The sequence below is a fragment of the Exiguobacterium sp. HVEsp1 genome (genome assembly GCF_002009685.1).
Taxonomy (GTDB): domain Bacteria; phylum Bacillota; class Bacilli; order Exiguobacteriales; family Exiguobacteriaceae; genus Exiguobacterium; species Exiguobacterium profundum.
The window spans coordinates 192,654-205,445 of record NZ_KV917367.1 but is presented as its reverse complement, the minus strand read 5'-3'; the positions used below and the strand labels follow the sequence as shown (position 1 = coordinate 205,445).

10 protein-coding genes are annotated in these 12,792 nt (G+C 49.0%); 5 read left to right on the top strand and 5 right to left on the bottom strand.

Annotation, left to right across the window (positions count from 1 at the left end):
- Positions 1-4: 4 nt before the first annotated feature.
- The 5 genes from BV910_RS14755 to BV910_RS00970 all read right to left on the bottom strand — a co-directional run bounded on the left by BV910_RS14755 (position 5) and on the right by BV910_RS00970 (position 3,404).
- Positions 5-172: a hypothetical protein gene (locus BV910_RS14755; RefSeq protein ID WP_015880321.1), complete on the bottom strand. Its 168-nt coding sequence runs from the start codon at positions 170-172 to the stop codon at positions 5-7.
- A 1-nt stretch (position 173) separates the two neighbouring features.
- Positions 174-377, bottom strand: a complete 204-nt coding sequence (locus tag BV910_RS00985) for a YwbE family protein (protein ID WP_015880320.1) — start codon at positions 375-377, stop codon at positions 174-176.
- 57 nt (positions 378-434) lie between these two features.
- On the bottom strand, positions 435-773 hold the full coding sequence (locus BV910_RS00980; protein WP_078146028.1) for a hypothetical protein: 339 nt from the start codon (positions 771-773) through the stop codon (positions 435-437).
- 54 nt (positions 774-827) lie between these two features.
- On the bottom strand, positions 828-2,510 hold the full coding sequence (locus BV910_RS00975) for a glycoside hydrolase family 13 protein (RefSeq protein ID WP_078147882.1): 1,683 nt from the start codon (positions 2,508-2,510) through the stop codon (positions 828-830).
- 132 nt (positions 2,511-2,642) lie between these two features.
- Positions 2,643-3,404, bottom strand: coding sequence for an alpha/beta hydrolase (locus BV910_RS00970; RefSeq protein WP_078146027.1), 762 nt, complete (start codon positions 3,402-3,404; stop codon positions 2,643-2,645).
- 373 nt (positions 3,405-3,777) lie between these two features.
- Here BV910_RS00970 and BV910_RS00965 point away from each other — a divergent pair, with 373 nt between their 5' ends.
- From BV910_RS00965 to BV910_RS00945, 5 genes are all read left to right on the top strand, one after another.
- Positions 3,778-7,284 carry a lamin tail domain-containing protein gene (locus BV910_RS00965; protein WP_078146026.1) on the top strand — a complete coding sequence of 1,169 codons (3,507 nt, stop codon included), beginning with the start codon at positions 3,778-3,780 and terminating at the stop codon, positions 7,282-7,284.
- Positions 7,285-7,384: 100 nt separating this feature from the next.
- Positions 7,385-8,587, top strand: a complete 1,203-nt coding sequence (locus tag BV910_RS00960; protein WP_078146025.1) for an NAD(P)/FAD-dependent oxidoreductase — start codon at positions 7,385-7,387, stop codon at positions 8,585-8,587.
- Positions 8,588-8,635: 48 nt separating this feature from the next.
- Complete coding sequence (locus tag BV910_RS00955; protein WP_078146024.1) at positions 8,636-9,289, top strand: hypothetical protein; 654 nt, start codon at positions 8,636-8,638, stop codon at positions 9,287-9,289.
- 123 nt (positions 9,290-9,412) lie between these two features.
- Positions 9,413-11,422, top strand: coding sequence for a catalase (locus tag BV910_RS00950; protein ID WP_078146023.1), 2,010 nt, complete (start codon positions 9,413-9,415; stop codon positions 11,420-11,422).
- Between the two features lie 162 nt (positions 11,423-11,584).
- A complete protein-coding gene (locus tag BV910_RS00945; RefSeq protein WP_074037854.1) occupies positions 11,585-12,769 on the top strand; it encodes an MFS transporter in 1,185 nt (394 codons plus the stop codon).
- The last annotated feature ends 23 nt before the right edge of the window (positions 12,770-12,792 follow it).

Below are 12,792 nucleotides of genomic sequence, written 5' to 3'. Positions count from 1 at the left end.
CTTTTTATATACCAGTACGTTTCTTCTGGTTATTTGGTTTTTTCGTCAATTGGCTCGTCAACGGTTTCTGTTTTGTACCATGTAAACCCGTGGGAACCTTCGTTTGATTTTGCTTCTTCTCTGCCAGCTTTTGTTTCATCGCCTCTTGAAAAGATAGTTTTTTCTCGCTCATCTTACTCACCTCCAGCTTCGATCACTTTCACACGACCGACCTGTCCATCGCTCAAACGCACTTTGATTCCGTGCGGATGACGTGGCGAGTTCGTCAATATATCTTGAACGACGCCTTTCGTCAGCTTTCCGCTTCGTTGATCTTGTTTTAAAACGATTTGGACGTGGAGTCCTGGGCGAATGTCAGCACGTTTCGTTCCATCCATACCCGACACCCCTTTCCATTTAGTCAATCTCTATCATATGCTCTTTTCCCTCATTTGTCACAGCCTATTCCAGATGCCGATCTGTCGCATCGTTTCTGTCATGTAACTTTGATCGGTCTGAAGCGTCTTCTTAGGAAACGGATCATACAATCGAACGCTGACCCCTCGATGCGAAAAGGTCACATCCATGACATACTGTCCTTCCACATCACGGAGTGCGGCCGTCCCTTTCAACGAATGAAACGCCTTAGCGAACGCCTCTCCAAAATCGAGATACGCTTTCACGTAAATCGTAACGCGTCGCTCATCAATCATCAATTCCAACCGTTCGCGATCGGCACCACCAATGACCATGCGTACGACCTCGTTGTCATTAGAAAATTCAATCGTATGCATCCTCGTCCCACCCTTCATTCAAAAGAGGTACCCTCCTCAGAAGGTACCTTTCTATCATAAACGATATAACCGTGCTGCGAATGGTCGAAGCATAAACGTTTCCGTATCAATCGTCTCGGGGTCAATCTCATTCGTCATGACAAGCGTGGCGCCTGCAATTTCCGGAACGGTCACTTCTGCCGGATTGGCGGTCAAGTTGACGACCACGAAGAAGCGGTTGTTTTCAAACGTACGCTCATAGACGAAGGCTTGCTTATGTTCAGGCAAGACGTCACGATAACGACCATACGTAAACGTCTCCTCAGCTCGACGAAGACGGATCATCTCCTTATAGAACGACAGGATCGAGTGCTGGTCGTTTCGCTGTGCCTCGACGTTGAGCGTCTCATACTCTTCGTGAATCGGCATCCACGGGGTCGTCGTCGAGAAACCAGCATAAGGTGAGGCATCCCACTGGATTGGTGTCCGGACGTTATCACGAGATGTGCCCCATACTTGTTGCATCGAGTCGATTTCACTCATCCCGTTCGCGATGCGTTCGAAGTACTCGTTTTTCGTCGCGACATCATCATAGTCATGAATGGATGGGAGCGGCACATTCTTCATCCCGATTTCTTGTCCTTGATAAATGAATGGTGTCCCGTGCATGAAGAAGTACATCATCCCAAGCGCCGTGGCACTTTCACGCCAATAATGATGCTCATCCCCGACGAGCGAGACCGCTCGCACCATGTCATGATTTTCAATGTATAACGCGTTCCACCCGGTTTCGCGTAATCCTTGTTGCCATTTATCGAAGATCCGTTTCAGCTCGACGACATCGAGCGGGGCAAGACGTGACCGTCGCATGATATCGACATGATCAAAGTGAAAGGCCATATTCATCGCACCATTCTCAGGTCCCATCCATTGGTCGGCTTCTTCCGGCTCGATTCCGTTCGTCTCCCCAACGGTCATAATGTCGTATTTGGAGAACGTTTCACGCTTCATCTCTTGTAGATATTCATGGATTCCATCGATATTCGAGTACATCGAAAACGCCGTAACGATCGACTTCCCGTCCGGAGAAGGTAACATCGTCTCCGTCGGCATCTTTTTAATATGACTGATCGCATCGACACGGAATCCGTCGACTCCTTTATCGAGCCACCAGTTGATCATGTCATAGACAGCCGTCCGAACTTCACGATTCTCCCAGTTCAAATCGGGTTGTTTCTTCGAGAATACGTGCAAGTAATATTGATCGGTCTGTTCATCATATTCCCAAGCGGACCCGCCAAAGATACTCGCCCAGTTACTCGGTGGCATCCCATCTTTCCCATCTTTCCCATCTTTCCCATCTTTCCCATCTCGCCAAATGTACCAATCCCGTTTCGGATTGTCTTTCGAGCTTTTCGATTCAAGGAACCATGGATGTTCGTCCGACGTATGGTTGACAACGAGGTCGAGCAACAGTTTCATCCCTCGTGCATGCACCGCCTCTAGCAAGGCATCAAAATCCTCCATCGTCCCAAACTCGTCCATAATGTCTTGATAGTCACTGATATCATATCCGTTATCATCATTTGGCGATTTGTACATCGGACAAATCCAAATGACATCAATTCCAAGGTCTTCTAAGTAATCGAGCTTTTCAATGATTCCGCGAAGATCACCGATTCCATCCCCGTTTGAATCGTTGAAACTTCTTGGATAAATTTGATAGGCGATGGCCTCTTTCCACCATACACGACTGATTTCTGTTTGTTTCGTTTGGCTGAACAACGTCTCCATACGGCACCGTGCCTCCTACAATAAGGTATGATTCACATCTACCATAGCACTAGTGCAAGCGTTTGCAAAGAATCAGCCCACAAAAAAATGCAGTTTTTACACTGCATTTTGATGGCGCGCCCCAACCTGTTCACAGAAGGTCGTGATCAGCTTCGACAAATGCTTCCAATCATGGTCCATCGTCGCGACGTGATACGAGTTTGGTAGCACCGCGTATTCTTTTGTTCCTTGTAACTGCTCAAACAACCAGATGGAGTCGGAAGGCGGCACCACGTTGTCGACAGCAGAATGGATGACATACGCCGGCACATCAACTGCTCCGACGTGCGGTCGCACCTCGTCAATCAGCGAAAGCAATTCACGAATCGCTCTTGTAGGCACACGGTCATAGACAATCTCATATACGTCTTTTGCCAAGATGTCGGGCGCATCTTCGTCGATAAATCGACACTCGGTATCCGACGCATGACACGCATATCCTGGTACCGATAACGCGGCATTGATTGTCACAATCGCATCCGCCTTCCCTTCAAGGGCAGCCTTGAGTGCCAACGTTCCGCCCATTGACTGACCGACGACGATGACCGTCTGACACGACTCGCGCAACCGCTCGATTCCTTTCGTCACACTTTTATACCAACATCGATGCGTTGAACATCGAAAGTCTTCTGGATGTGTCCCATGCCCTTTCAAGCGCGGGGCATAGACCGTGAACCCTTGCTTCATCAACTCAATTCCGACGTCCTGTACACTTTGAGGTGTCCCGTTAAAGCCGTGACAAAGCAAAATACCGATCTCGTTTCCTTCATAATAAAATGCGCCTGCTCCAGGAATGACTGGGTAATTGACTGCTTTCATTAGTGCCTCCTTTAATTCCAACTTAACCGATACAATTAATTCGTATTAGAAGAGTGTAAAAGTTCTTAAGCTACTCGTCAAGTTCTTCCGATTACATTTATCTTGTAATCAAAATGTAATCATAACTTCGTGTTTAGTGGATTGAGTTCTGACGTCTGCTTGGTTATGTTTAACATGTAGTAAAAAAACTTGGGAAATGAACGTGTTATTTTTGACAATACACGAATAATTTTTTAAGGGATTCGTCACAAGAAAAGTAATGTAAGCGCTATCATGTCGTTTTTTTGAAAAAGGAGGATATAAATTCACTTATTTATAACGACGCAAGTTGGGGAAATCGGATTAGACCATTACATCTAAGGGAGACTTACACATGGGGAAACCAACACAATCATTTAAGGCAGTCACTGGCCTCGCCTTATCAGCAGGACTCATCGTCAGCAGTATGACGCCGATTGCGGCAAACGTAAACGCCGAGACGTTGAACGCATCAGATCTCTTCATTTCCGAGTACGTAGAAGGATCGAGCAACAATAAAGCAATCGAGTTATTCAATGGAACGAACGCGACAATCGACCTTTCCGCTTACAAAATTGAACTGTATTCAAACGGAGGTACGACTGCCGGAAATACATTGAATTTGACGGGCACCCTCGCACCAGGAGCGACATATGTCATTGTGAACGGCAGTGCGTCGGACACTTTGAAAGCAAAATCGGATACGACGAGCGCCGTGACGAACTTCAACGGGGATGACACGATCGTCTTGAAAAAAGGAGACACGGTTCTTGATGTCTTCGGTCAACTCGGCTTCGACCCAGGAACAAAATGGGGAACGACCGTTGCGACTGCTGACCAATCGCTCATTCGTAAAGACACGGTCACAAAGGGAGACAGTGATGGCAGTGATGCCTTCGACCCGGCTGTCGAATGGTCATCGACACCACAAGACACGTTCGACAATCTCGGGTTACATACGTTCCAAGGCGTTGAATACGGAGATGGCGATACAACAGAACCTCCTGCACCGATCACACCGATTTCAATTGCTGATGCACGAACAAAGGCAGAAAATGAAACGGTCACCGTAAAAGGAATCGTCACGGCTAAATTAGCGAACACCATCTCGATCCAAGACGCGACAGGTGGTCTGTCTATCCGCCCGACGTCTCTTGCCGTCAACGTCGGGGACGAGGTCGTTGTCACAGGGGTCGTCGGTTCGTACCGTGAGCTTCTTCAATTGAACAGCGCTGTCGTTGTTTCAAAACAAGCAGCAACACTTCCTACTGCCCAAGTCTTGACAGGGGAACAAATCAACGAGGACGTCGAATCCGAACTCGTTACCGTCAAAAATGTCACACTCACAGGTAGCGGTCAGAACTTGACGGCGACGGACGGAACGAAGGAGTTCGTCGTTCGCGACGAGCGAGGCATCCTTGATTTACAGACGGATGTGAACTATTCATCGATCACAGGAATCGTTCAACAGTTTGACGATACGTACCAAATCATCCCTCGTGACCCGGCGGACACGGTTATCGATACGTCCGTTCTTCGGCCGGCTGTCGCGAAACCAGGTGCCGGTACATTCGTTGGTCCACAAGACGTGACGCTCTCGACAACGACAGCAGACGCAGAGATTTTCTATACACTCGACGGCTCTGATCCAAAAGAGAATGGGCTTCGTTACGAAAACCCAATCCGCATTGAAAACTCGACGACGTTGAAAACGGTCGTGAAAACAGGCGACTCGTTCAGCGCCGTCTCAACATTCTCTTATAAGATCACAGACAAGATTCGCATTCACGACATCCAAGGTGCGAACCATACGACTCCGATGAACGGACAGACGGTTGAAGGTGTCGAAGGAATCGTCACGTCTACGTTCGTCTCAAGTGGAACGACCTATTACTTCATCCAAACGCCTGATTCGGAAGCCGATGACGATGTACGGACATCTGAAGGGATTGTCCTTTACGGCGGACGTTCGATTGCTGGCATTCAAGTCGGGGACCTCGTAAAAGTGAACGGAAAAGTGAGCGAGTATGCAATCGAAGGATATAGTGATCGCCAACAGACGGATATGAAGATGACACAAATCGATACGCGTAACGGAAAAGTTGAAGTCGTCGCGAGCGGCGTGACACTTCCGACTCCAATTACGATTGATGCCTCAAACCTTCCGACTGAGTTTATCGACAGCGATAACCTCGCCGTCTTCAACCCGGAGAAGGATGCCATCGACTTCTGGGAGAGCCTTGAAGGGATGCGCGTTCAAACGAACAACTTGAAATCGGTTGGACCACAAGAATATGGTGACTTAGTCACAGTTCTCGAAGATACGCCAACAGAGACATATAATGGCGGTGTCTTATTGAAAAAGAACGACGCGAACCCAGAACGCATTCAGTTCCGTCTCGAACCAAATGCAGAAGCTCGTGACTTCGATGTCGCGACGGGCGACCGTTTCAACGGACCGATCGTTGGTGTCGTCGGCTATTCATTCGGTAACTATAAGATTCAAGCCTCACTTGAAGACATGAAAGCTTCATTCGTCAAAGGAGATGCGCAGCGTGAGAAGACATTCATCGAGGCAGAAGAAGATCAATTAACAATTGCATCGTATAACTTAGAGAACTTCTCGAACAACATCAAAGAAACATCAGATGAAAAGGCACTCAAACTGGCGAAAGCGTTCGTCAACGAATTGAACAGCCCTGACATCATCGGTGTGACGGAAGTACAGGACAACGATGGACAGGATAAAGGGGCAGGTTCTGCCGCTGACCAGAGCTATCAGCGCTTAATCGATAACATTGTCGCTGTCGGTGGGAAGACATATAAATACGTCAACATCGACCCAGAGAACAACCAAGACGGTGGTGCACCGGATGCCAACATCCGTGTCGGCTTCTTGTACGATCCTGAGCGCGTGTCATTGACGGAGGGAATGCCTGCCGGTGACGCGACGACGGCCGTCGGATATGCTGACGGGAAATTGACGCACAATCCGGGACGTATCGATCCGACGAACGAAGCGTTCGATCGTTCACGTAAACCGTTAGCTGCTCAATTCGACTTCCAAGGCGAGAACGTCATCGTGATCGCGAACCACTGGAACTCAAAAGGTGGTGACACCGGCTTCTTCGGGTCACAACAACCGGTCGTACTCGGAAGTGAAGTGCAACGTAAGAAAATCGCACAAGTCGTCCACAACTTCGTCGCAGACGTGAAGACGAAGAATCCAGAAGCGAATGTTGTAGCACTTGGTGACTTCAACGATTTCGAATTCTCGGATGCGCTCCAAATCTTTAAAGGTGACTTGATGACGAACATGGTCGAGAAAGTTCCTGCTGTCGACCGCTACTCGTATGTGTATCAAGGGAACTCACAAGTACTCGATCATATCCTCGTCTCGAACCGCTTGGCCGCTTCTACGAAAATTGACATGATTCACGTCAACTCGGACTTCACTGAGATGTCAGGGCGTGCGAGTGACCATGATCCAGTACTTGCACAAATCGACTTCACACCGGAACCAGAAGTGGAATTGACGCGTTACACTGTAGAAAACCATAAAGCTGCTCGCCTCGTCCTTCAAGAGGATTACATCGGCGTGACAATCGGAAAAGGCACGAACTTTAAAAACGGCATCTTCGTTCGTGGCGTATACACGGAATTGACAGGAGAACCGTTGAAAAATGTCGTCGTTCAAGTGAAACCGAAAGAAGCCGGTGCCATCATCGACTTCAAAGGCGCGACGGTAAAAGAAGTAATCGTTGACGGGAAAAATCTTGCTGAGATTCGCGGGGCAAAAAACGTCCAACGCATCACATATACGAAAGGCGCTTCTCCTTCATCCATCATCATCAAGAAATAACATGTTGAACCGCAGACACATCGTCTGCGGTTTTTTGGTTTCACCTCTCTTGAAGCGGGGATAAAGAGGAAGATACTGAATATCATGGAGGATGAGACCGATGGAATTGTATAACGGAGATTTATATTGGCCAACGACCGAATCAGAGGACGTCGTGTTAGAAAGACCTGACAAAAAAGAGCATTACGACGTACTCGTCATCGGAGCCGGTATGTCCGGAACGTTGACGGCTTATACGTTACAACGAGATGGCGTCGATTTTGCGGTGCTCGATGGGCGAAAAGTCGGTACCGGAAGCACATCAGCAAATACCGGTTTAATTCAATATTCAAATGACATCATGTTACATGAACTGGCAGAAAAAATTGGAGAAGCGGCAGCGGTACGCTTCTATCAATTATGTCTCGACGCGGTCGAATCGCTCGACCAGGTGGCGAAAGATGTCGATGCATCCGATATATATATTCGACGGGACAGCCTTTGTTTTGCGAGTGAAGAGGACGATGTTGCCAAATTGCAACGTGAGTATGAGATGCTAGCCAAACACGGTTTTGATGTGGAGTGGTTGGATCGTGAAGCATTACGTGAACGCTTCCCATTTGAAAAACCGGCGGCCCTCATCACAAAAGGCGATGCCGAGGTCAATCCGCTCACGCTCAGTCGTCAAATCATTCGCCATTTATCGAAACAACACGTCCCGATTTTTGAAGAGACGTCGGTGGATGAGGTCGTGTCTGATGGTGATGGATGGATTGTGTTCACCTCGAACGGGACATTTAAAGCGAATAAAGTCATCTTTGCGACAGGTTATGGGCCAGCTCCCCTACTCGACTCCCATCGGATCGATTTGAATCGGTCATACGCCATCGCAACGAATCCAATCGCCGAATTCAGCGAATGGGAAGGACGCGCGCTCATTTGGGAGACGAAACGACCATATCTCTATTTGCGCACGACTCCGGACGGGCGGATTATCGCTGGCGGACTTGACGAAGACCAGGCCGAAACGCCGCACGATGAGGCGCTCATGAACGATCGGGCGGAACGAGTGAAAGAAAAAATCGCCGAGCTCTTCCCGATGTATGACCTAGAAGTCGACTATGCTTGGGTCGCCTTGTTTGGAGAGTCGGTGGACCAACTCCCGTTCATCGGGGAGCACCCGAATCGACCGAACTTGTTTTACTTGCTCGGATATGGGGGAAATGGGACCGTGTATAGCATGCTTGGCTCTCGTATTTTGAGTGCTCTCGTTCGTGGTCAGTCGCATCCCGATGCGGACCTCGTTCGTTTAGATCGAACGTAATCCCCGACATTTTGGGGATTGTTACATAATTGAAGGAGTGTTTTTGGATTGAAGAAAAAAAGAAAATCAAACAGGGTGTACCGACTACGTCGTCTTGCCGTATTCCTTGTCCCTCTCGGTTGCGCCTTCTGGTTTTGGCCACAGGAATCCGTCACCACGACGCAGTTAAAGGCTGAACAAGCATCCATTTCCGAGGAAATATATACGATTGAAGAACGTACCCCAATCGAACAAGACGGTGTCATTCGATATGAATACGACATCGTCGTACACGGGAACCCGAGTACGGATGAGCTTCAATCCGTCAGCCATGACGTCATCGATGACGTAAAACAGTCAGATCAGTTCCAGGCCGCCTTGTTACGATTTTATGATGATGCTGCCTATATCGGGACGGAACCGCCACTCGGTGAAGCCGTATTCGCTCCGGAAGGCGACTATGGACTCGCAGACTGGGTGGAACCCGGTCAAACAGACGACATGATATTCGGTTGGCAACTTCGAGAAAAAGAATGGACGACCAAATTGACCGATACAGAGATTCAAATTTGGAGGTCATGGCAAGATCAATATACGAAGCAGAATCCTGACGACCCCGATGCGAAAGCGAAAGTGACGCGCATCATTGCCACTGAATACGAACTCGACCCTAAAGTGGTACAACAAATCGTATTGAAACAGCATGTATGGGCCGCATTATAAATGTTTGTGTGAAATCTCTCTTTTTTGAAAAAGAGGGATTTTTTTATTGGCGTTAGGGAACACCGATACAGTAGGTCAAATGGTGACTTACGACGGTCAGTCATACTTAAGGGAGGCAATCACATGGGGAACAAGAAAGAAGAGCAGTTAAAACAACATACGATTGATAACGAACAACAAGCTGGCTTGACGACAAATCAAGGTCTGAAGATGGCGGAAGACGAATTCTCGCTGAAAGCAGGACGTCGTGGTCCGACATTGATCGAGGATTTCCATTTCCGCGAGAAGATGACCCATTTCGACCATGAGCGGATTCCGGAGCGGATCGTCCATGCGCGCGGCGTCGGGGCACACGGTGAGTTCCAAGTGTATGAACCGCTCGCCGAGTTCACAAAAGCGAACTTTTTGAATGACCCTTCGAAGACGACACCCGTATTCGTCCGTTTCTCGACTGTCCAAGGCTCACGCGGGTCCGCGGATACGGTCCGTGACGTCCGTGGTTTTGCGACGAAGTTCTATACAGACGAAGGGAACTACGATTTAGTCGGAAACAACATCCCAGTCTTCTTTATCCAAGATGCCATCAAGTTCCCGGACCTCGTCCACGCTGTGAAGCCTGAGCCACATACGGAAGTGCCGCAAGGGGGAAGCGCGCACGATACGTTCTGGGATTTTGTCGGACAAAACCATGAAACGGCTCACATGGTCATGTGGGCGATGAGTGACCGGGGGATTCCACGTAGTCTACGCATGATGGAAGGGTTCGGGGTGCATACATTCCGTCTTGTAAATGCGGAAGGAAAAGCTCATTTCGTCAAGTTTCATTGGAAACCAAAGCTCGGGGTTCATTCACAAGTATGGGACGAAGCCCAAAAAGCAGTCGGGAAAAATGCTGACTTCCACCGTGTCGACCTTTATGAAGCAATCAATAAAGGCGACTATCCTGAATGGGAGCTCGGCCTGCAGCTGATCCCGGAAGAAGACGAGTTCAACTATGACTTCGACATCTTAGACCCAACCAAACTGTGGCCGGAAGAAGAGATTCCAGTGAAACTCGTCGGAAAGATGACACTTAATCGAAACGTCGACAACTTCTTCGCGGAAACCGAACAAGTCGCCTTCCACCCGGGTCATCTCGTCCCAGGAATCGACTTCTCGAACGATCCGCTCTTGCAAGGTCGTCTGTTCTCGTATACGGACACCCAACTGTCGCGTCTCGGTGGACCAAACTTCCACCAGATCCCAATCAACAAGCCCGTTTGTCCGTTCCACAACAACCAGCGGGACGGGATGCATCAAATGGCCGTTCACAAAGGTCAGACGAGCTACCATAAAAATGCGCTCAACAATAATCAGCCGGAACCTGTACCAGCCGATCAAGGTGGATTTGAGCACTATCAAGAGAAAATCGATGGTCATAAGATTCGGGGACGTAGTGACAGCTTCCTTGATTTCTATTCACAGGCGAAGCTCTTCTACAACAGCATGACCGATGTCGAAAAACAACACATCCAAGATGCCTGCAGTTTTGAGCTCGGAAAATGTGAGTCGGACATGGTGAAAGAGAACGCCGTCGATTTATTGAACCGCATCGATCGTCATCTCGCTGAAGTCGTCGCCGACAACTTAGGAGTACATGTGCCCGAAGAGAATAATGAGGTCCAGTCAGATAAGACGTCCCCTGCTCTCTCGATGGCGAACACAATCAAAAAGCCCGATACGAAGAGCGTCGCCCTTCTCCTTGCCGGTGACGTGGATGCGAATCAGGTGAAACAGTGGGTGCAGACGCTCGCCGATCACAACGTCAACTACAGCCTTGTCGGCAAGAAGGCGTATATGCTTGGTGACCTGAAGGTGAAGGAGACGTACGATACGGTCGACTCGAGCCTTTTCGATGCCGCCTTCTTAGTGAGTGCCGCGACGACTGTCGAGGATGATGTGCTCGAATTTATCGAGAACACGTACAAGCACTATAAGCCGCTCGCCCTACACGTACACCATAAAGAGGCACTCGCCACATGTCGCGTGAAGCAAGACCAGCCTGGTGTCTTCACGTTTGACGAGCATAACCTCGATGGATTCAATGCGTTCATCGATGGGATTGCGACTGCCCGATTCTGGGACCGTGCCTAACGATGTCACTTGACTCGACTCGATTCCCGAGTCGAGTTTTTTCATGTCTGTCATTCACTGCATGCAGTGCATCATCTCGGACAATCCTAATTTGATTTGGTATACTCTTTTAGTTATGTTTATTAACTATTCGAATTTGAAGAAAAGGAGGCGTCACGTATGATGCAACAACCTATTCAAAAACTTTGGACGAGAGACTTTTTAATCATCTCGCTCATCAACTTCTTCCTGACGCTCATCTTTTTCTTATTGATGGTCACCATCGGGGTGCATGCCGTCGAGTCGTACGGGGCGACCACGAGTCAAGCAGGACTCGTCACTGGCATCTTCATCATCGGGACGCTGACCGGGCGCTTGTTCATCGGTCGACTGATTGATTCGATCGGTCGGAAGAAGACGCTTTATATCGGGCTCGTCTTTTTCACCGCCACGATTTTATTGTACTTCGTCCATTGGGGTGTCGGTTTCTTATTACTGACACGGTTCGTACACGGACTCGGGATGGGATTATCGAGTACGGCAACTGGAACCATCGTCGCGCAAGTCATTCCCGCGACTCGAAAAGGTGAAGGGATCGGTTACTACAGCATGAGTTCTACTCTGGCGACAGCCATCGGGCCCTTCGTCGGATTACTTCTCAGCCAACACACGAGCTTCACCGTCATCTTCGCTCTTTGCTTTGTGATCGGGGTCATCAGTTTGGCGAGTACGTTCTTTGTGAACGTACCAGAAGTCGACGCCCCGGAAGTCGTGCGCGGATTCTCTTTAAAATCGTTCGTCGAACCAAAAGCGCTCCCGATTGCCTTGATTATCGGGATGGCCGCACTAAGCTACTCGAGTGTCTTGTCCTATATCAACTTCTACGCGAGTGAACTCGACTTGATCGAGGCAGCGAGTATCTTCTTCCTCGTCTATTCGGTCGCCGTTCTGTTATCACGACCAATCACAGGAAAATTGATGGACGCGCGCGGAGCGAACGTCGTCATGTATCCGGCAATCGCCATCTTCGCGATCGGTCTACTCGTGCTCAGTCAAGCGAATAGCGGTTGGATGCTTCTACTTGCCGGTGCGTTAATCGGATTAGGCTTCGGGAATATCCAATCCGGCACCCAAGCAATCGCCGTCAAGGCTTCTCCACCTCACCGAATGGGGATGGCGACATCGACCTTCTTCATCGCACTTGATGCCGGTCTAGGGTTCGGCCCCTATTTCATCGGGTTGTTGATTCCGTTGACAGGCTTCTCGACCCTTTATTTGATTCTTTCAGGCGTCGTTCTCTTTACCATTTTCTTGTATTACGTCATGAACGGACGAAACGAACAAAAACAACTGAACGAAGCGGCTTGACGGGATGTACGTACATCCCGTCT

Coding starts and splice junctions, on each gene's coding strand:
- BV910_RS14755 (WP_015880321.1), bottom strand. CDS start 172: ATGAGCGAGAAAAAACTATCTTTTCAAGAGGCGATGAAACAAAAGCTG.
- BV910_RS00985 (WP_015880320.1), bottom strand. CDS start 377: ATGGATGGAACGAAACGTGCTGACATTCGCCCAGGACTCCACGTCCAA.
- BV910_RS00980 (WP_078146028.1), bottom strand. CDS start 773: ATGCATACGATTGAATTTTCTAATGACAACGAGGTCGTACGCATGGTC.
- BV910_RS00970 (WP_078146027.1), bottom strand. CDS start 3,404: ATGAAAGCAGTCAATTACCCAGTCATTCCTGGAGCAGGCGCATTTTAT.
- BV910_RS00965 (WP_078146026.1), top strand. CDS start 3,778: ATGGGGAAACCAACACAATCATTTAAGGCAGTCACTGGCCTCGCCTTA.
- BV910_RS00960 (WP_078146025.1), top strand. CDS start 7,385: ATGGAATTGTATAACGGAGATTTATATTGGCCAACGACCGAATCAGAG.
- BV910_RS00950 (WP_078146023.1), top strand. CDS start 9,413: ATGGGGAACAAGAAAGAAGAGCAGTTAAAACAACATACGATTGATAAC.
- BV910_RS00945 (WP_074037854.1), top strand. CDS start 11,585: ATGCAACAACCTATTCAAAAACTTTGGACGAGAGACTTTTTAATCATC.